The sequence below is a fragment of the Phycisphaerae bacterium genome (assembly GCA_018003015.1).
Classification (GTDB): domain Bacteria; phylum Planctomycetota; class Phycisphaerae; order UBA1845; family PWPN01; genus JAGNEZ01.
Genome location: JAGNEZ010000043.1, coordinates 35,013 through 55,428, shown reverse-complemented (window position 1 = coordinate 55,428; position 20,416 = coordinate 35,013). Strand labels below are relative to the sequence as shown.

Genomic DNA, 20,416 nt, shown 5'->3' with positions numbered 1-20,416 from the left:
TTGTTGACCTGCACGCTTGGCGCGGGCCAGCAGCTCTCCACCCCGTTCACCACCTGCCCGGCCGTGACCAGGCCGCTCAGCGGAGGGCTTGCGCTGATCGGGACCGTCAGCGTGGCCGGCGTCCCGGGCGGACTCCCGCTTGCCGAACCGATCAGGCTTCCGTCGAGGTAAACGTTCACCTGCTCCGCCTCCGACACGATGCCGTTGACCACCACATCCGTCGCATCGGAGGGGATGATACTCTCGACCGTAACTGGGGGAATCGCCTCGCAGGTTGTGGCCACACCCGATTCGATCAGCACATCATCGAGATGATAGCTGATGCCCGGGGACGGGACGCTGCCGAAGCCTACCCCATTGAAGTAGAAAACTGGCAGAGAGAGATCTTGTCCGCGCAGGGCCGTGCTGCCGTCGATCGAGTAGTCGATCAACGCGCTATCACCAAAGGCGTGGATAACCGTCAGCGAGAGGGTGTGCGGGAGGTTGTCGTTGATCATCCGGCCGAACGGGTTCTCGGTCACGAGGTTCTCGTCGATGCCGAAGATGGAGCCGTCCGCTCCGCCGGAGGAGTTGGCGGCGATGCGGGCCGTCGCACCGACCGCGCCGGTGGCGACCGTGGCGAAGTAGCTGCAGTCATCCTCAATGATCGCCGGCGTGAGCTGGTCCAGCGTGACGGATGTGACCCCCTGGTTGAGCAGACCGAAACGGAGCGTGTCGCGGTAATCGGTCATACTGGTGAAGCGGACTTGGGCGGTCAGCCGGATGAACTCACCGGCATCGGCCAGGAGCTTGGGGGGAAAACCGGCAACTTGGTAAGCTTGGTTCCCAGTGACACTCACCTGCAGGGCGTTGTCGTCGCCCAGCCCGTCAGGAGCCGCCAGGTCATGGGCGACCCGGAGGGTGTGGTTCTCGGAACCGGTCCGGAACACACGCGACCACTGGAGGCCCACGTCGGCCGGATCATCAAGAAGACCACTGCCCATTCCGTCCGGATCGTCAAGCAGGCCGTCATTGTCGCGGTCGCCGTCGCCGAAACCGTCCGACACAGGCAGCGGCGTCGCCGGGTCAACCAGTTCATAGCCGATACCGTCGTACCAGGTCCGCTCATCACCCGAGGTCCCGCGCTGCGGCGAGTCAATGCGGATCTCGATCGAGCCGACGACCTCATACTGGCCCAGCGGAGCGATTAGCATCCACTGCGTGGCGTCGCGCGTGGAAACGGGTGTGGCGTTCGTGAACTCGCTGCCGTCAGGGGTCGAAAGCGTCGCGTTGCCCTTGCCGAACACGAACGAATGGCCCGACCCGACCCTGAATGCCACGTCCCATACCCCGTCGTTGCTCGCGTTGTTCCAGAACAGCCCGTAAAGCTGATAGGTGCCGGCAGGCAGAGACAGGGTGGTCACAAGGGGTGACACGACTTCCGGGGCCTCCCAGACCGTCTCGGCGTTGGTCATCGGTCGCGGGCGGAGGTACCACAGGCCGTCGTCGCCCGGCCCGCCGACGTCTTTGCCGGTGGCCACGTTGCCGCCTTCGCCGGTGTTGACCAGGCTGCCGTCCACAGTCGTATTGCCGTCGCTGCCGGTGGTGTTGGGCACCGCGTCCACATAGGTGATCCGCGGAACGATGACCCTCACCGTCGGAGCTACCCCGCACTGTTCGACACCGCCCACGACTTGGCGGCCGAGAAACACTTCGCTGAACGCCGCGGACCGATTCAGGGTGACGGTCAGGCTCGCCGGTGTGTTCGGCGGGCTGCCCGCGGCCGAACCGACCAGCGTCGCCGGGTCAAGGTAGACGTTGACCGACTCCGCTTGCGGCGACACCCCGGTGACAGTCACCGTCGTCGCGCCGGGGAAAACCGGCTTCTGGATCGTCACCACCGGAATCTCACCACAGGTCTCCACTTTCTGGTACCCGATGCCGTCGAACCATGTCCGGTTCTCAGTGGTGGTCGATGATTGCAGACGGCCCGCTGTGGAAACCGTGATCACGCTGTCGCTACTCAAAACGACCTGGCCCAGCTTGACGGCAAACAGGTTCTGCGCGCCGTCAGCCTTCTTCAGGGTCGTGGGAAGGTCATAGCCGTCAAACTGCGTGGCGTTGGCGATGTTGGTGGCGTTGTTCTTGGTGTAGTCCGTCAGACCGTCAAAACTGTTCAACTCTCCGATCGCCGCGGAGATGTCCCAGATTCCATTGCCGTTGCTGTTGTTCCAGAAAAACAAGTACACGTTGTAGGTGCCGGCGGCCAGCGTCGGCGTGCTCGTCCACAGAATGCCATCGCCGTCGTCAGTCCCGTCCGTCGGGCCCTTCGCGACGAGGACATTCCCGCCGTTCATGGCCGTGCGGTTGCGCTCACCCCAGATGCCGTCCGCGTCTGACTCGGCCGGGCTGGTGGCCGAATCCTCCTCGTCCAGCATGAAATTGGCCGGCGCATCCTCGGTGGGCGTCGCGCCTTGAACGGTCACATTGGCGCCCGTGCCATTGGGCGTTGCGTCAACGTAAACGATCTCTGCCTGGACTGCGGTGGCCATGGCCAGGATCAAGATGATTGTGGCGGCGATGAGACGTGTCATGTGCACCTCCTCTGTTTGGTCGAAGACCGCAACGACGAACAACCGTTCGACCGGGTACCACTGAGGCCGCGAGCGAAGTGCCGGGTACATCCGGAACAAGGCTGCGGCGAGCCGGAAGCGTAACCTCGGATGCCCGCGAGCCTCGCCGCCCCGACAAAGCCGAAGCGGAAGAGATCATCCCGAACCGGTCAACGGCTGCTGAATGCTCCTCTCCACTGCAAAGACAAATCCACCCGCGCAGGGCGGAAACCCCCATACCCCGGTTTGTTCCCATAATAGCCCGCACCTGGGCCCCCACGCAAGGAAAATCCGGCTCTCCCCGCCAACCTCCCTTCGGCCACGCCGCCCGGCTAGCCCGCCCCGCCTGAACCTGCAAGTCCATCGCTGACCAGACGACGGCCGCCCCTCTGCAAACGCTCTCGCCCAACCTCCCCAGACAATCAACCGGCAGCCGGAAGGGGCCCTCAGCCACGATGCCAGCTCTCCAGCAAACAGCACGAATGCCGGTCAGCCGGGCCGCCTGAAGAACACATCGACGCCGGCTTTCTTTCCAGCCTCGGCGGCCTGCGGGAAACACTTCGGGCACCGCGAGTCGCGGCATAGATGCAGGATGTGCTCCGTCCCGCACGTCTCACATCTCGCCACCGGGTAGGCCCAGCCTTTGTTGCACTTGATGCAGATCACCACCGAGTCGGACGGCGCCCCGGGCGGAATCCGCCACAGGTCAGCCGACTTCCTGAGCTCCCTCACGTCGAAGACAACCCCGCAGCCCTTGCAGATATACGGATAACTCACCCGCTCATAGGGATGCTGAATCGACGATCGAATGCCATAGACGATGGCCACCACGGCTCCACCGATCGCGAGAACAGCCAGGGGAATCAGCACTCTCTTGTTCATGCTCGCCTAACGCCGCCGAGCCACGCCGTATTCACCCAAGTCGGCCTGATACCAGTAGCACACCCGCGTCGTCGGTTCCCAGGAGTGAATCGGAATCATGCGGACCAACCGGATCCAGCTGACCGCTCCATCAAACGTGAGAACATTCCCACCTTCCGGCACGCCCCCCGCGCCCGGATGAGGCGGTATCCAGCCGAAAGCCGATGGACGACCCCCGCCCCAGTAACCGTCGACCTTCAGATTGGCATCCGCGGCCAGCGCCCATTGCGGTTTGGAACTGGTGTCTAGAGGCGAGCATCCTTTGAACTCCCCGATCGACGTTCGCCAGGTCTTGATCCCGCCAAAATACTGGAAGCCGATGATCCACTGATCGTAGTCAGTCCCCTCGGTCACCCGGTAACCGCCGGCCCTCAGGGCCGCCGCCGTGTATCCCTGCTCCGCCACGCTCGGGGTCCCTTCGTAGCCGAATACGCCTGCGCGGTTCGGACACTCCCATAACTCCTTGTCGAGGTGGTGCTTCTTGGCCGCCCCCTGCCAATCCACGTAGTACCAGGACGGGGTGCTGGCCCCGCCTGTTCCCGGGGCCGCCAGACGCGGATCGATCGCGACCTGCACGCTGGCCTCACGGCACTGGATCACCTTCCCCTGGTTCGAGTGCGCATACTCCAGAACGGCCAGGCCCATGTTGTGCAAGCGACCCGCGCAAACGGCCCGGCGGGCCGACTCCCGGGCCCGCGTCAGCGACGGCAGCAAAATCGCAACCAGCAGGGCGATGATCGCCACCACCACCAGCACTTCAATCAGCGTGAAACCCGGTCGGAGCCGCTTGACCCTGCCGGAGCAATCGACCGCCATGGGTGTCATGCAACATTCTCCTGCCCCCCCAACCTCAGGATGAGCCGACCATCGTACGAGCTGTCTGCAGACGAAGAACCCTCGCCTAACGGCTGCTCCCACAAACGGGTTGATCTCTTTAGTGTACCAACATCCGCCTACCGTGCAATGAGCTCACCCCGTGCTCTTCCCCGCCAGGTGAAAGGCGGGGCGGGCCCCAGGCAGCCTGGGCGGCCGCGCCCAACCCCGTGGTCGCTTGGGCAAGCCCCCGGCACGCAAGCGAGGAATCTCGGCGGGCGTCGGTGAATGCCCGTCGCCGGCCAGGTGCCGCACGCCATCGGTCAGGTCGGGCAGTAATCCTGTAGGGCCCGTACCATCCACTCCCCTTGACGCAGCGCCCGTATCGCTTGCACCGCCGCCCTGGCCCCCGCCATGGTCGTCACCAGCGGAATGTTGTGCATCACCGCCGCCGAGCGGATCCGCGCTTCGGTGGCAGCACTGCCCCAGAAGATCGGCGTGTTGATCAGCAGATGAACCTCGCCCGCGTTGATCATGTTGATCAGATAGGGACCTTGCGCGTCCTGAACCTTGTACACCAGCTCCGCCCGGATACCCCACTTGACCAGCTCCTCACGCGTCCGCTTGGTGGAAATGATCCGGAATCCCATCTCCGCGAACTCCCGGGCAATCGACACAATCAGCGGCTTGTCGTGATCGTTCACGCTGATCAGCACCGTGCCCTTCGTCGGCAACGCACTGCCGGCCGCCATCTGGGCCTTGGCGAACGCCAAGCCAAACGAGAAGTCCACCCCCATGACCTCGCCCGTGCTACGCATCTCCGGCCCCAGAATGCAGTCCACCCCCGGAAACTTGTTGAACGGGAAAACCGCCTCCTTCACCGAAATGTGCCGCGGCCACGGGGCGTCGGACAGGCCACGCTCATTCATGACCTCGACCAGCGACTGGCCGAGCATGACTTCTGTGGCCAGCTTCGCCCACGGCACCCCGGTCGCCTTGCTGACGAATGGTACCGTCCGCGACGCCCGCGGGTTCACCTCGAGAACGTAGACGACGTCATCCTTGAGGGCAAACTGAATGTTCATCAGTCCACGGACACCGAGCTTCAGGGCGAGGGCGACCGTCTGGCTCCTGAGTTCGTCCACATGGCTCGGCGGGAGCGAGTAGGGGGGTAAGGCGCAGGCACTGTCGCCGCTGTGGATGCCGGCTTCCTCGATGTGCTCCATGACACCGCAGACGACCGCGTCCTTGCCGTCACTGATGCAGTCCACGTCCACCTCGATCGCCTCGGTGAGGAAGTGGTCAATGAGGACCGGGTGCTTCTCGTCCACCGTGGCACTGCGATCAGTGGCCTGGAGAGCGTCCTGCATGTAGCGAACCAGGTCCGCTTCGAGGTGACACTTCTGCATGCCCCGGCCGCCAAGTACATACGACGGCCGGACGAGCACCGGGTAACCGATCTCCCGGGCAATCTCGACCGCACCCTCCAGGTTGAACGCGATACCGTTGGGCGGCTGGCGCAGACCAAGCTCGTTGAGCACTCGGGCGAAAGCCTCGCGGTCCTCGGCCAGGTGGATGCTCTCCGGCGTGGTGCCCAGGATGGGTACGCCCGCGTGCTTCAGACCCATGGCCAGGTTCAGCGGCGTCTGCCCGCCAAACTGGACAATGACCCCCTTCAGCAGACCTCCGCTCCGACCCGACTCCCACTCCTCTCCGCATGACCCCCGAGCGGCCCGCCCCGGGCCGAGCGGACGGCCGTTGAGTCGCTCGCAGATGTTGAGAACGTCCTCGTGAGTGAGCGGCTCAAAGAAGAGAAGGTCGCTGGTGTCATAGTCGGTCGAGACGGTCTCCGGATTGGAGTTGATCATGACCGTCTCGTAGCCGAGCTTGCGGGCGGCCATGACCGCATGGACACAGCAGTAGTCAAACTCGATGCCCTGCCCAATGCGGTTGGGACCTCCACCGAGAATGACCACCTTGGGCTTCTCGGTGACGCGGATCTCGTCATCCGGCATCGGGATCGAATCGGTGCCGCAAACCGCCATCAGCTCCGGAGGGAGAACCGCGGACCTGCCCCCGGAACCGGTGAGCCGGATCTCGATATCGGGCGGCAGGTCCTTCGTGATGCCGAACAACTCGCGGGTGCCCGGCGGGTTTTCCGTGGAAGAGTAGTAGTAGGGGGTGTACGCCTCGAACTCCGCCGCGCAGGTGTCGACCAGCTTGTACACCGGCTGGGCACCGCACCATCGGCAGAACGTACGCACCCGCTCGGGGGAAACCCCCAACACCGTGGCCAGCTGGACATTCGAGTATCCCCATTGCTTGGCGTGTATCACGACCTCGGCGAGCCGCTCGCAGGTCTCGCCCAGCCTCCCCGGACGCTCGGGAAAACTGTCAGCCGCCTGGTCCGAGGTGCGCACGCCGTCGCACCACGCCATCACTTCGTGGGCCCAGTCCATGCATTGGCCCACCTCCAGGGCGTCGCGGGCAACATGCAACAACTCCTGCTCGAACTCGACCAGCTCCTTGATGTTGTCCAGAAACCACGGGTCAATCCTGCTCGCCTCAAAGATCTGCTCCGTGGTCCAGCCCATCTTGCAGGCGTAGCGAATGTAGTAGAGCCGGCCCTGACACGGCCGCTGCAGCTTGTCCCGGAGAACATCCACCGGGATCGGCCAGTCGCCCGCCCGCTTCTCCTGGGTGTCGGCCGGCGGCTCACCCTCGCGCCAGCCGCGAATGGTCGCATCGTCATCATCCCCGGTCTGCCCGCTGCCTTGGCCTTCTCTCTGCCGGCTTTCAGCTTTCGACTTCTCGGCTTTTCGCATGGCCGTCAGCCACGCGTCGTTGGCGTCCAGCCCCAGACCGAATCGCTTGATCTCCATCGAGCGGATACCCTTCTGCAGCGATTCCTTGAATGTCCGCCCAATGGACATGGCCTCGCCTACGCTCTTCATCTGCGTGGTCAGCGTCTCGTCGGCCTCGGGAAACTTCTCAAAGGCCCAGCGCGGAATCTTGGTGACCACGTAGTCGATGGTCGGCTCGAAGCTGGCCGGCGTCTTCCTGGTAATGTCGTTGGGAATCTCGTCCAGCGTGTACCCGATGGCCAGCTTGGCGGCAATTCTGGCAATGGGATAGCCGGTCGCCTTGCTGGCCAGGGCCGAACTCCGCGAAACACGCGGGTTCATCTCGATCACGATCATCCGGCCGGTGTCGGGATGCACCGCAAACTGGATGTTCGAGCCGCCCGTATCCACACCGATCTCGCGGATGATGGCGATGGCCGCATCCCGCATCCGCTGATACTCCTTGTCGGTCAGCGTCTGGGCCGGGGCCACCGTGATCGAGTCGCCCGTGTGCACGCCCATCGGATCAAAGTTCTCGATCGAGCAGATGATCACCACGTTGTCCGCCCGGTCACGCATGACCTCGAGCTCGTACTCCTTCCAGCCCAGGCAGCTCTCCTCGATCAAGACCTCACTGTTCAGCGAGTACTCGAGCCCTCGCTTGCAGATCGTCTCGTACTCCTTCGGGGCGTAGGCGAACCCGCCACCGGTCCCGCCCAGCGTGTAGGCCGGGCGGATCACGCAAGGCAAACCGATGTCCTTGACGATCGCCTGGCATTCCTCCCAGGTGTGGGCAATCCCCGAACGGGGCAGGTCCAGGCCGATCCGTAGCATGGCATTCTTGAACTCGGTGCGGTCCTCGGCCTTGTGAATGGCGGCCCGGGTGGCGCCGATCAGCGTTACCCCGTGCTTGTCCAAAATCCCCGCGTCCGCCGCCTTGGCCGCACAGTTCAGACCGGTCTGCCCCCCGAGCGTGGGCAGTATGGCGTCGATCGGCGTGCCCCGAGCCCGCTCCAAGCCCAGGATCTTGTCGATCGCCTCCGGCGTGATCGGCTCAACATAGGTGCGGTCGGCCATCTCCGGGTCCGTCATGATCGTGGCCGGATTGCTGTTCAACAGCACCACCCGGATGCCCTCCTCCCGCAAGGCCTTGCACGCCTGCGTTCCGGAGTAGTCAAACTCACAGGCTTGCCCGATCACGATCGGACCCGACCCGATGATCATCACACTGTCGAGATCTCTCCTTCTCGGCATCGACTGCTCCACCCGTGACGCAACACAACCCCGGCGCCGGCCGGCCGTCAGACTAACCTGGACGTGGCCCTCAGTCGCAGAATCCAGCCTCCGCTCACCCCGGCAAGAGGCGATGCCAATCGGCTCGCTAAGCCCCGGGAACACACCCCCGGGAGTACTCCAGACGTAAAGAGTCACCCCTCGGGCTAGTCCCGGCGCGCGGACCTGCACCCCAGGCCGGCGGGAAGTCTATGCGATACCCGCCACTTGCACAAATCCACCGCCGACAGTACATAATCACATAGCAGAGGCCTTGCCCGGTGTGGAACCCGAGGCAATGCAACCCCCTGCATGGGGATACTCAATCACATGTCCAGCTACAAGTTGCCTAAACTCGCCAAGAAGCCAAACGTGAAGAACAAGCAGGTTTTGCTGGTTGCCAGCGGTGATTTACGTCTCTCAGCCAATCAGGATTGCTGGGCCGCCCAGAATGAGATGGAGAAAGCCCTGGGCAAGGCGGTCGCTTCGCTCGGTTACAGGATCGTCCGGGCCCATCCGTACAACCCCAAGGAGAAGCACGGTTTCATCAGCTCTCAGAAGCAGGGCATGTCCATCTTCGCCCGCATCGACCCCAAGGCACCCTTGATCGTGGCCGAAGCGGTCTGGCAGTACACCCACCACGTGCTTCCAGGCCTGCTGACCCACCAGGGCCCCATCTGCACCGTGGCCAACTGGTCGGGCACCTGGCCCGGACTGGTCGGGATGCTGAACCTCAACGGCTCACTCACCAAGGCGGGCAAAAAGTACTCCACGCTCTGGGCCGAGGACTTCAGCAGTCCGGCTTTCAGGGAGAAACTCAAAACCTGGCTCAAGACCGGCTCCGTTCAGCACAGGATCAGCCACGTCAAGCCCCTGTCCAGGATCAGGGTGCCCGGCCCCGAGAGGAAACTCGGCCAGGCCCTCGCCGCCCAGCTCAAGATCGAAAAAGCCATCATGGGCATCTTCGACGAGGGCTGCATGGGAATGTACAACGCCATCATCCCCGACGAACTGCTGCACCCGACCGGCGTCTACAAGGAGCGACTCAGCCAGTCGGCGCTCTACTACGAGACCACCCAGGTGAGTGACACTGAGGCCAAAGCTGTCCGCAGGTGGTACGACGCCAAGGGCATCAGGTTCGTCACCGGGCCAGATCCCAGGAAACACCTCACCAACCAGCAGATCCTCCTTCAATGCAAGATGTATATCGCCGCCATGCGCATCGCCGACGACTTCGGCTGCGCCACCATCGGCATCCAGTACCAGCAGGGCCTCAAAGACCTCCTGCCGGCCAGCGACTTGGTCGAGGGAACCCTCAACAACAAGGACCGCCCCCCAGTCAAGAGCCGGGACGGAAAACGCATCCTCTACCCCGGCGAGCCGTTGCCGCATTTCAATGAGGTCGATGAGTGCGCAGGCCTCGATGGCCTCATGATCTACCGCGTCCATAAGGCCATGGGCCAGCCGGTCGAGAACACGCTCCACGATGTCCGCTGGGGAGACTGGGATGCCACCGGCACCATCAAGGACTACGTGTGGGTCCTCGAAATCAGCGGCGCCGTGCCCCCGGCCCACCTGATCGGCGGCTGGCGAGGGGCTTCCTCCGAACGACAGCCCGGCGTGTACTTCCGGCTCGGCGGCGGTACCCTCAAGGGCGTCTCCAAGCCCGGCGAGATCGTCTGGTCGCGAGTCTTCGTCGAGGACGGCAGGCTCAAACTGGATATCGGCCGCGGCGCCGTCGTCAGGCTGCCCAAGGCCGAAACCGAACGACGCTGGAAACTCACCACCCCGCAGTGGCCGGTCATGCACGCCGTCACCTACGGCGTTTCTCGCGATCAGTTCATGGCCAAGCATAAGGCCAACCATATTCAGGTGGCCTACGCCAGGAACGCGGCCGACGCGGATAAGGCCCTGCTGGCCAGGGCCGCCATGGCCGCCGCTATCGGCATGGAAGTGTCCCTCTGCGGAAAACGAAAGAACGGCGCCGCCTGGTAGGGCGGCATCAAACCGACAGAGATCCGCCATCCCGGACTCTGCCCGGACCCGATCCCCAAGCACAGAACCAACGGCAGGCGGCTCGCGACACACCGCGGGTCGCCTGCTCGCTTGCCCCGGCCCACATTCTCGTCACGCCGCCATGACCTCAATGCCCGCCCCCAACACCTCGATCAGGTCGCCGATCTCCTCGAGCGTGTTGTAGAAACGCACACTGTCTCGCAGACCGCCGCGGCCCAGCGCCGCTACGATCCGGTACTCTTTCCCCAGCCACTCAACGGGACACCCGCAGCGTGGTCGAGAGACCCCCAACGCCTGGTTATCGGAAACAACCCCCTGATCGCCTCAATGTCCATGCCTTCCATCTTCTCGTGGCTCTGCCGGCCGCCATGTTCGCGGCAACCAGCCCCTCCTGTCCACACCAAGGCAGGCCCCTGACACGTCCACCCGATAAGAACGGCCCGACGGCCGTCGCCCGCACCCCGGGCCGGACTTTCTTCCGAATCCGTTTGCCTCACCCTTGACCTGAATCGTACGGTTGCGGGAGTTCCAGTCCAGTGGGCGGGGAGAAGAAGCGTTTTGGAAAGGGATCGGCAGTGTCTTCAGACAGAGCCTCGCTGCGCGCCGGTGTCATGAGCCTCCTCGTGGTGCTGGCTTCGGTCGGATGCAGTCCGGTCCAGCCCGCCGACGGTCTCGCCGCCCTGTGGCCCCTCCAGGTGTTGGGCAATCAGCCAACTCTGCCGGGAACAGATGACGCCTACCAGGAGCAGGAATCCAACGATACCTTCCAGCTCGCAGACATCATCACCGATACCCAGGACGTGACCTTCTTCGGCACGATCACGGGAGGCGCAACCACGGTCGATAGAGATGTCTATCGCTTCGATTCAGTTGCCGCCGGCGACAGAGTCACCATCAGGCTGAGCCCTGCGAACGGCGGCAGCTTCCTGGTGGGAATCCTGGATCAGAACTACAACCTCCTCCAGCAAATGTCGACCAGCGGCACCTGGCTCGTACCCTGGGAAATGAGCGTCGTCCTCCGCCAGGCCAGTGAGCACGTCTATGTCGTGGTCGCGGGACGTTCGTCCTCGGCCACCTCCTACGATTATGTGGTGCAGTACGCGGTCGATACCGGCATCGGCGTGCCCGGGTACAACCCCCAGACCGTCGTGCTGTACTTCTCGGGGGCCGACAATGTGCGCATCGGCGGTTCATCGCCCGTGCAGGTGCCGGCTTTCGACGCCGCCCGGATCTCCTCCCGGTTCGCGGGCCAGACGGAGACCATCATCGCCCAGGTCTTGGAGCGACTTCAGGAAGACTACGCCAGCCTCGGGATCCAGGTCTACCGCCAGGGGGACGCGGCGATACCCGCCGGCTCAGTCACCAATCTCTACTTCGGTACCTACAACGCCGATCTGCTCGGGCTGGCCGACAGCATCGATGCCTACAACAACGATACGAGTGAATCGGCCATCGTCTTCACCGATACCTTCGCCCTCTTCGAACCGCTCCTCCCCAGCGTCGAGGAGATGAGCCAGTGCCTCGCCAACGTCGCCAGCCATGAGCTCGGCCACTTGCTGGGCCTGCGACACACCGCCGACGTCCAGGACCTGATGGACATCACCGCCAACGCCCGCGAGATGCTCGACGATCAGTGGTTCCGCATCGCTTCCATGCATTCGTCGGTCCTGCCCGTGGGCTTTCAGGACGCCCCGTCGCTCCTGGCCTGGGGCCTTGGCGGAATCTTGGGGCCCGTCCCGTCCGGAAAACCGACGGTCGCACGCCAGCGGCCGGCAGGCGCGTCAACCGAAGACTTCCACATCCCCCACGGCCTCCTGGGAACCTGTGCCTACGAAGACCCGCCGGTCACCCACTGACCCCTGGGCGAAGCCGCCAGCCCGCTTGTATCCCGGCCAGATGTGGACTATACTGAGAATGGCTGCCGAGACGAGGACCCATCGGGGCTGGTTCTCCTTTCTTGAACAGGGTCCTCGTGCCGGCCGGAAATGCTGACATATCCCGTTGTTGTGCGCCGCACATGTGAAGGAGACAAATCATGGGCTCGCCTGTCCAAGTGGAGAACGTCCTCACTTGTACTTCCTGTGGTGCCAGCGTCTATCCCGAGCATCTGCAGCGCGGCCTCGCCGCCCGTGTCAGCGGGGAGCTGTTCTGCCCGTGCTGCCTGGCCGAAAAGAAGAAACCGGAGACCACTGCCGATGCCGACGTCCCGCTTCAGCTGGTCGAGGAAAGCGAAGTACCCGAGCGGCCCTCCGGACAGTCCTCACACGGCACCACCCTGCATGGTACCCATGCCCCCGGCCTCGCCGACTCCGTCGCCCGCGGAAGCCGGGTGTTCAAACGCCCCCTCAACCAGGTCGCAGACGGGGCAACCCGGGTACGCATCTTCCACGCCAAACTCTCCGACGGCGCCATCCGCAATATGGAGCAGTTGGTCAACGAGTGGCTGGATTCCGATCCCGAAGTCTCGATCAAGTTCGCCACCACAACCGTCGGCACCTGGGAGGGCAAACACATCGAGCCGAACCTGATCCTCACGCTCTACTACTGAGCCCGACTACTCCTCCGCCCCCAGGGTCTCCAGCAACAGCATCCAGCCATTCTGGCTGCCGATGGGAAAAATCGTCTCGTCCAGCGGCGAAGTCGTGAACCGCTGATCATCCAGCAGCGTGCTCGATCCGCCGGTCGTGTCCATGATGTCCAACACGTTCGCAACGTGGTTCAGACCCAGCAGGTGCCCCAACTCATGGGCGGCAACGTGCCCGATCACGGTGCCAAGCTCCGTCGCCGTCAGTACCCGCCCAAACCGCTGCGGCGTGAAATTCGAGGCAAACACGATCGCGCAATCGCCGTTGTCCGAGTTGTACGGGTCCACCGCCTGCGAGATCCCGTACGCCTCGGGGTTACGGCCGCCAAAGTAGATGGTCGAGTACCCGGGGTCAGTCGGCACCGCGTCGCCGGGAACAACACGGACGTCGAGATCCAGACCCTCGTAGTTCGCTCGAACCACGGCCGCAATCTGGCTTATCACCGAGGACGTCAGGCCATGATAAACCATGGATATGTCACCCGCGTCAAATGGCCCCGTCGTGTAGGTCCTGTCCGAGGGAATCGTGATCGAGCCACCCTGGAAATCCAGCAGCACGATCTGCCCCGCCGTGACAGGAATCTCCCCACCCCGCGTCACCGTAACCAAGACCTCATAGGCACCGTACGAGGACCTCTCCGCCAGCGGAGACCGGGCAATCGCCAGGAAATACACACTGCTGTCATGCCGGATCAGGTGGTTGATGAACGGATCCAGCAGCACCGGCGTCTCGCTCCGATCGTCGTTCTCGAAACAGAGGAGTCCACCCTCATCGAAGATCGCGACTTCCGCGTCTAGCTCCGTGTTCCGGGAACTCACATCGATTATGAGGCGGTCTCCCGCGGCCAACGCCGGCAACGCGTAGACGTCCACGTCATCGGCCCAACTGATCGTGCCCTCCAGATGACCGTGCCCGGCACTGTCAAGAATCACGTCCAGGGCCTGGGAAAACGTGTCGTTCGGATCACCCTGCACCCGGAGATTGGGGTAGCTGCTCGGGCTCACCCCAACGTTGCCATCCTCCGCCGATGGCCAGAGCGAGACCGGCGTACAACCTACCCATCCCAAGGCATGGACCGCGGATACCCCGAGAACGACGGCACCCCATCGGTGTCTCTGTGCTCTCATCATCTCTCCTTCTACGCCAAGCCCGCCCCCCAGGCAAGTCGGGCCGCAGGCCCGATCCCCTGAATCATCGTCCAAGCCAGGTGTCTCCCCGTTGACCTTTACGCACCCTTTACACGGCCACGGTTGGAATCTACCATCCGGTAAGTCCGAGGCGGACGCCCCTGCGGCTCCAAGCCGGCCGAAGCCGACCGGCCGCATGCCTCCGGGCCAGCAGGAATCGGATAACCTTATGCCAGGTGCCGGAAGACAACCTACTGTCAGGCAAGAAGTTAAGGAACTGACGCTCCTCTTCCAGATCAGTCAGGCCCTCGACAAGAGCCTCGATCTTCGAGACGTGGTCGGCCCGGTCCTCAAGGCCCTCCACGATCACATGGGCATGTCCCGTGGCACCCTCGCACTCCTCAACCGCCAGACCGGCGAAATCTCCATCGAGGCCGCCCATGGATTGTCCCCCGCCCAGCTACGCCGCGGACTCTACAAACAGGGCGAGGGCATCACCGGTAAGGTCATCCAGACCGGCAAGCCCGCCGTCATCCCCCGAGTGGCCGAGGAACCCATGTTCCTCGACCGAACCCAGTCACGCAAAGGACTCCGCAAACAGGACATCTCATTCATCTGCGTCCCGATCAAACTCGGAAACGAGGCCATCGGCGCCCTCAGCGTCGACCGCCTCTTCGCCGATGAGGTCCGACTCGAAGAGGATGTCCGACTGCTCGCCATCATCGCTTCCCTGATCGCCCAGGCAGTCCGGCTACGCCAGTCGGCCCAGGAGGAACGTCAGAAACTCCTCCAGGACAACCTCCGCCTGCAGGATGAACTCAAAGACCGATTCCGCCCGGCTAACATCATCGGCAACGCCCGGGCCATGCACGCCGTCTACGATCTCATCAGCCAGGTGGCCAGAAGCGATACCACCGTCCTCATCCGCGGGGAGAGCGGCACCGGCAAGGAACTGGTGGCCAACGCCATCCACTATAACAGCCTCCGCGCCGGCAAGCCGCTGGTCAAGGTCAACTGCGCCGCACTCTCCGAAACAATCGTCGAAAGCGAACTCTTCGGCCACGAAAAGGGAGCCTTCACCGGAGCCGTCAGCCAACGCAAGGGACGCTTCGAACTGGCCTCGGGGGGGACGATCTTCCTCGATGAGGTGGGGGACTTCTCGCCCGCCACCCAAATCAAGCTGCTCCGCATCCTCCAGGAACGCGAGTTCGAACGCGTCGGCGGAACCGAGACCCTCAAGGCCGACGTCCGGGTCATCGCCGCCACCAATCGGGATCTCGAGCAGGCCATCGGCCAGGGCCTGTTCCGGTCCGACCTGTACTATCGCCTCAACGTCTTCCCCGTCCACCTCCCGCCGCTCCGCGAGCGAAAGTCGGACATCCTCCTGCTCACCGACTACTTCATCGAAAAGTACAGCCGCGCCAACCATAAGAACGTCCGCCGGATCTCCACCCCAGCAATCGACATGCTCATGGCCTACCATTGGCCCGGAAACGTCCGCGAACTCGAGAACTGCATCGAACGCGCCGTCCTGGTCAGCAACGACGACGTCATCCACGCCCACCATCTGCCCCCAACACTCCAGACCGCCGAGGCCAGCGGAACCGTCCACGTCGGCACCCTCCCCGCAACCCTCTCGGTCATCGAACATGACCTCCTGGTCGATGCCCTGAAAACCTCCCGCGGGAATCAGCGTAAGGCCGCGGCCGTCCTGGGCATCACCGAACGACTCATGGGCCTGAAACTTCGTAAACACGGCATCGAACCGAAACGCTTCAAGACCGCTCCCCACCGGGAACACACCTGAATGTAGAACACCACCCCTGAGGCTACCAATCGGTAGAATCCAGCTGGAACCCGTCATCCCCCCCTGGAGCGGCCAAAAGTCAAAGTCCCTGTCAATGCTGGAGATAGAAATCGCCCTGGGCGGCACCCCGCCTTAGGTACGGCAAATGCTAACCCTGGCAGCCCATGCACGACCTGCCCCGCGCCGCCGTGGTCCGCGGGCCGATCGACCTGCTCAGGAGACGCAAGCATGAACGCAAAACGCTGGATCGCCCAGGCCACCATCCTAATCGTCTGCACGCCTTCCCTGGCCTGGGCCGCCGACCAACCGCCCCAATTCGACACCGGTGACTCGGCCTGGATGCTGACCAGCAGCGCCCTCGTGCTGATGATGACCATCCCCGGCTTGGCTTTGTTCTACGGTGGTCTGGTGCGGTCGAAGAACGTGCTCTCCACCTTGATGCACAGTTTCTTCTGCGCCGCGCTGATCAGCGTGACCTGGGTCGTGTTCGGGTATTCGCTCTCGTTCTCGGGAGGCGGCAAGTTCATCGGTGATCTGCACCTGATCTTGCTGGGCTTCCTGGGTGATGGATCCAAGAGTGTACTCGGGACAGCCCACGCTCTGGCGCCGACCATCCCGCAGATGCTGTTTGTCATCTATCAGGCAACCTTCGCGATCATTACGCCGGCCCTGATCTCAGGTACATTCGCCGAGCGGATGAGGTTCCCGGCGTTCGCCCTGTTCATGGTTCTGTGGTCCACGCTGATCTACGCTCCGCTCGCACACTGGGTTTGGGGTGGCGGTTGGATTGGCACGATGGGTGCGCTGGACTTCGCCGGCGGCACGGTGGTCCATATTTCGAGCGGTGTTTCCGCGCTAGTGACGGCCATCTACCTCGGGCGGCGGTTCGGCTACGGACATGAACCGATGGCTCCGCACAACCTGCCGTTGACGGTCGTCGGCGCGGCTCTGCTCTGGGTCGGCTGGTTCGGATTCAACGCCGGCAGTGCCTGTGGGGCCGGTGAATTGGCCGCGACTGCGTTCGTGAACACGAATACGGCCGCAGCGGCGGCGGCGCTGGGCTGGATGATCGCCGAATGGCTCCGGTCGGGCAAGCCGACGATGCTGGGCGTCGCCTCCGGCGCGGTGGCAGGCTTGGTTGCGGTCACGCCGGCGGCGGGTTTCGTCACGCCTGCAGCCTCGATCATCATCGGCCTCCTGGGCGGGGCAGTGTGTTACACGGCCGTCTCCCTCAAGCCCCGATGGGGTTACGACGACGCCCTCGACGTCGTGGGTGTGCACATGGTTGGCGGGACACTGGGCGCGCTGTTGACCGGCATCTTCGCCACCGAGCTGGTGAACTCAGCGATTCCCTCGCTGACCGGTGGATTGCACGGTGGGGGCCTGGCGTTGCTCACCAAGCAGGCAATCGCGGTACTGGCCACATATGTGTTCTGCGGCGTTGGCACCCTGATTCTGCTGGTCGTGGTCAATGCGATCACAAAGGTTCGTGCCGATCAGGAAGAAGAGATCATGGGTATGGACATCACCCAGCACAGCGAGCGAGCCTACTTGATCGGTGGCGGCGAGAACGTGGCCATCCTGGCGGCTCGCGAGCCGCGCGCGGCATCGATCCCGCCTGTCCGTGGTGAGGCCTTTGCGATCGAACTGGCTGGCATCGAACTCGACGGCATTTCCAGCCGCTGGCGGTCGCTATGCCAGGATAACGGCTCGCCGGTTTCGCCGGAGTTCAAGGCGGTGTATCCGTACCTGGCGACGATCAAGGGGACGAAGTTCAGGTTCCGCGGTGGAGATCGGGAATTGGCTCGCAAGGGACTTGAGGCCTTGTTCAAACCAGCGTCGGCGAAGGTTGTCGAGAGCTGAGGCGCTCGAGTGATGGATTCGCGATGCGGCGCTTGGTCGGTACCGCGCGAAGAGGAGTGAATGCGATGAAAATGGTCGTTGCGATTGTTCGTCCTGAGAAGCTCGAGGAAGTCCAGCAAGCACTGGCCGAGGTCGACGTTTACCTCATGACCGTCAGCGAGGTCCGTGGCTGTGGTCGGCAGAAGGGATTCACCGAGCTGTACCGAGCCCAGCAGCACGTGATTCGACTGGTGCCGAAGCTGAAACTGGAAATCGCCGTAAACGATGCTTTCGTGGACTCGGCGATCGACGCGATCGTGCGTGCCGCGCGAAGTGGTGATACCGGCAAGGTCGGCGACGGGAAGATCTTCGTCCTGCCCATGGACGACTGCGTCCAGATCCGTACAGGCGAAACGGGCACCGTGGCGATCGGCCCCTGAGTTGGCACAGATGGGTGCTGAGACCGCTGTGCCGGGATGGTGTGGGTGAGTGGACCGCCGTTCCGGAGAACACGGGTGCCCGGCACCACACAGCAGGTTTCTTCCACTCCAGCCAATTGATGTGGGGTGGGTTCTCGGCAGGCTCATGAACTGAGTCCGCGGGGGCGCATTCTGTTCAGAGATCGGTTGCGACTGACGTCGCTCCAATGAGAAAGGAGACATCGATGAAAAGGATGATCAGAGTATCGAGAATGTTGGCAATGACGGCTTTGGGCGGAGTCATGTTGAGCGGGGGATGCCTCCCGCCCAACTTCTGGGCCACCGTATTCGCGGACACGCTTGTGACGGGCACGGTGGCAGCGGTGCAAACTCGGATACTGACTGCGTTGGGTTTCTAGGGCTTCGAGGCGAGGGAAGACGGGGTCCGCGCCTTCCTCGCCGGAACGCGCCTCGGGCGGCGGCGCGGACTCCTCCTTTGCTTCAGAGGAGACACGACCGTGCACACGAGAAAGCGAATGCTGGTAAGGCGATGGCTGTCCGTCGGCCTGGCAATACCGTTCACCTCGGCGGCTTTGGCCGTCGAACCCGCTGCGATTCGGCTGGAAACCGCCCGGCTTGCGGCCGACAGTGAACCGCCGGCAAGCACCCAGGAGGCTCCGACGGAGAAGTCTCCGGCCTCGCAACCGGCGGGAGCCGATGATGCTGCGGCGGCTTCTCAGACCACCGCGGCCTGGCCTCCGGGCGTGCTCATGGACGGGTTGGACGCCGTCGGGATGGGGAAACCGATCCGCGACCTGGGCCTGAGGGCCTACGGTTTCGTCGAGAGCGGCATGACCTTCGAGCTCGACGGGCCGGGCAATCACCGAGCGGGACTCCCGCTCCGCTCCTTTGAATCGGCCAAGACTCACAACCTCCGGCTCAACCAGCTCATGCTCTTCCTGGACCGTCCGGTGGATACGAACAAGTCGTTCGACATCGGCGGCACGTTCACTTTCCTGTACGGCACGGATGCTCGGCTCACCCACTCCGCGGGCCTATTGGACAAACAGAACCACGATGTTCAGCCGGACATTGTTCAGGGATATGGTGAGATGTGGTTGAAGACAGGTCGCGACGGACAAGGGTTCGATCTGACCTTTGGCAAGTTCTTCACGCCGATCGGTGCCGAATCGACCGCGGCGGCAAACACATATTTGTACTCTCACGGTTACCTGTACAACTATGCCGAGCCTTTGACCCACACCGGTGTCAAATTGAGCTACTTCTTCGACCCCGCTGATTTCGTCTACTTGGGCGTCGTGCGAGGCTGGGATGTCTTCAACGACAACAACGACGGAGCGTCGTTCATGGGTGGTTTCCAGTTCTCCAGCAATGACCTCGTCGGCGCCAATCCCAGATCGCAGTTGGCGTTCAACGCGATCGCCGGACCCGAACAAACGGGTGAAGGCTGGCCGGGCAACCGGGTGCTACTCAACACGGTGTGGACATATCATTATACCGAGAAGCTGACCCAAGTGCTCAGTGGGGACTATGGTTTCCAGGACGATGTGCCGGGAGCCCTGGGGGAACGCAACGTTCCGGCGGTACGTGACTCGGCGTGGTACGGATTGGCTTACTACCTCAACTATGTGATCAACGACTATGTCAGCACGACTGGGCGAGCCGAGGTCTTCACCGACAACCACGGCGTGCGAACCGGCTATCGCGGCACGTTCTTCGAGGCCACGGCCGGTTTGGGTATCACGCCGTTTCCGCACGATCGCTACTTGAAGAACCTGACCATTCGACCGGAACTCCGCGGCGACTGGTCGGCGAACGACAGTCCCTTCGCCCGCGAAGGGCAGTTCACCGCGGCGTTTGACGTGGTCTACAAGTTCTGAGAACCTACCAAACGGTTGATAGACGGGCCCCTATTCTACCAAATGGTAGGACTCCGCGCAGCTAAGACAAACGCGCCTCCCCGTAACCTATTCCTGGCTAAAGCGTTAAGTGTCGCTATCAGAATGGGTGTTCTTGGCACGACGCATGTATAAGTAGAGATTCAGGAAGCTCGGGAGCGCCGGGAATGGTGCAGAGCCACTCTCCGTACGGTGCGGGGGGCGAGGCCGAGCTTGGACCCTGTCCGGCCGATGGTGTACGGTTGTCGGCTCAGGACGATC

General features: G+C 63.2%; 13 protein-coding genes. 7 read left to right on the top strand and 6 right to left on the bottom strand.

Going from position 1 to position 20,416, the window contains the following annotated elements; genetic code table 11:
- From KA354_17290 to carB, 4 genes are all read right to left on the bottom strand, one after another.
- Positions 1–2,573 (bottom strand): hypothetical protein (locus KA354_17290; GenBank protein ID MBP7936397.1); only part of this gene is annotated, 2,573 nt, incomplete at its 3' end.
- Positions 2,574–3,080: 507 nt separating this feature from the next.
- Positions 3,081–3,473: a hypothetical protein gene (locus KA354_17285; protein ID MBP7936396.1), complete on the bottom strand. Its 393-nt coding sequence runs from the start codon at positions 3,471–3,473 to the stop codon at positions 3,081–3,083.
- A gap of 6 nt (positions 3,474–3,479) precedes the next feature.
- Complete coding sequence (locus KA354_17280) at positions 3,480–4,328, bottom strand: prepilin-type N-terminal cleavage/methylation domain-containing protein (GenBank protein ID MBP7936395.1); 849 nt, start codon at positions 4,326–4,328, stop codon at positions 3,480–3,482.
- A gap of 320 nt (positions 4,329–4,648) precedes the next feature.
- Entirely contained in the window at positions 4,649–8,422 is a 3,774-nt protein-coding gene (gene carB, locus KA354_17275; GenBank protein MBP7936394.1) for a carbamoyl-phosphate synthase large subunit, read from the bottom strand.
- A 348-nt stretch (positions 8,423–8,770) separates the two neighbouring features.
- Here carB and KA354_17270 point away from each other — a divergent pair, with 348 nt between their 5' ends.
- Positions 8,771–10,435 carry a fucose isomerase gene (locus tag KA354_17270; protein ID MBP7936393.1) on the top strand — a complete coding sequence of 555 codons (1,665 nt, stop codon included), beginning with the start codon at positions 8,771–8,773 and terminating at the stop codon, positions 10,433–10,435.
- Between the two features lie 132 nt (positions 10,436–10,567).
- On the opposite strand, the gene KA354_17265 is transcribed toward KA354_17270, so the two are convergent.
- Positions 10,568–10,747, bottom strand: coding sequence for a hypothetical protein (locus KA354_17265; GenBank protein ID MBP7936392.1), 180 nt, complete (start codon positions 10,745–10,747; stop codon positions 10,568–10,570).
- Between the two features lie 284 nt (positions 10,748–11,031).
- Here KA354_17265 and KA354_17260 point away from each other — a divergent pair, with 284 nt between their 5' ends.
- The gene (locus KA354_17260) at positions 11,032–12,312 is read left to right on the top strand and encodes a matrixin family metalloprotease (GenBank protein ID MBP7936391.1); all 1,281 of its coding nucleotides are present in this window, start codon (positions 11,032–11,034) and stop codon (positions 12,310–12,312) included.
- 179 nt (positions 12,313–12,491) lie between these two features.
- Positions 12,492–13,004 carry a hypothetical protein gene (locus KA354_17255; protein ID MBP7936390.1) on the top strand — a complete coding sequence of 171 codons (513 nt, stop codon included), beginning with the start codon at positions 12,492–12,494 and terminating at the stop codon, positions 13,002–13,004.
- Between the two features lie 6 nt (positions 13,005–13,010).
- Here KA354_17255 and KA354_17250 read toward each other — a convergent pair whose 3' ends face one another.
- A complete protein-coding gene (locus KA354_17250) occupies positions 13,011–14,168 on the bottom strand; it encodes a hypothetical protein (GenBank protein ID MBP7936389.1) in 1,158 nt (385 codons plus the stop codon).
- A 229-nt stretch (positions 14,169–14,397) separates the two neighbouring features.
- On the opposite strand from KA354_17250, the gene nifA reads away from it, so the two are divergent.
- The 4 genes from nifA to KA354_17230 all read left to right on the top strand — a co-directional run bounded on the left by nifA (position 14,398) and on the right by KA354_17230 (position 20,137).
- On the top strand, positions 14,398–15,975 hold the full coding sequence (nifA, locus tag KA354_17245) for a nif-specific transcriptional activator NifA (protein ID MBP7936388.1): 1,578 nt from the start codon (positions 14,398–14,400) through the stop codon (positions 15,973–15,975).
- A gap of 228 nt (positions 15,976–16,203) precedes the next feature.
- Positions 16,204–17,838, top strand: coding sequence for an ammonium transporter (locus KA354_17240; protein ID MBP7936387.1), 1,635 nt, complete (start codon positions 16,204–16,206; stop codon positions 17,836–17,838).
- 65 nt (positions 17,839–17,903) lie between these two features.
- Positions 17,904–18,257, top strand: a complete 354-nt coding sequence (locus KA354_17235; protein ID MBP7936386.1) for a P-II family nitrogen regulator — start codon at positions 17,904–17,906, stop codon at positions 18,255–18,257.
- Between the two features lie 497 nt (positions 18,258–18,754).
- Positions 18,755–20,137 (top strand): porin, encoded by a 1,383-nt coding sequence (locus KA354_17230; protein MBP7936385.1) that lies wholly within the window; start codon positions 18,755–18,757, stop codon positions 20,135–20,137.
- The last annotated feature ends 279 nt before the right edge of the window (positions 20,138–20,416 follow it).

Excerpts from the sequence above, each read along its gene's own strand:
- KA354_17285 (MBP7936396.1), bottom strand. The coding sequence starts at position 3,473 with ATGAACAAGAGAGTGCTGATTCCCCTGGCTGTTCTCGCGATCGGTGGA.
- KA354_17280 (MBP7936395.1), bottom strand. The coding sequence starts at position 4,328 with ATGGCGGTCGATTGCTCCGGCAGGGTCAAGCGGCTCCGACCGGGTTTC.
- carB (MBP7936394.1), bottom strand. The coding sequence starts at position 8,422 with ATGCCGAGAAGGAGAGATCTCGACAGTGTGATGATCATCGGGTCGGGT.
- KA354_17270 (MBP7936393.1), top strand. The coding sequence starts at position 8,771 with ATGTCCAGCTACAAGTTGCCTAAACTCGCCAAGAAGCCAAACGTGAAG.
- KA354_17255 (MBP7936390.1), top strand. The coding sequence starts at position 12,492 with ATGGGCTCGCCTGTCCAAGTGGAGAACGTCCTCACTTGTACTTCCTGT.
- KA354_17250 (MBP7936389.1), bottom strand. The coding sequence starts at position 14,168 with ATGAGAGCACAGAGACACCGATGGGGTGCCGTCGTTCTCGGGGTATCC.
- nifA (MBP7936388.1), top strand. The coding sequence starts at position 14,398 with ATGCCAGGTGCCGGAAGACAACCTACTGTCAGGCAAGAAGTTAAGGAA.
- KA354_17240 (MBP7936387.1), top strand. The coding sequence starts at position 16,204 with ATGAACGCAAAACGCTGGATCGCCCAGGCCACCATCCTAATCGTCTGC.
- KA354_17235 (MBP7936386.1), top strand. The coding sequence starts at position 17,904 with ATGAAAATGGTCGTTGCGATTGTTCGTCCTGAGAAGCTCGAGGAAGTC.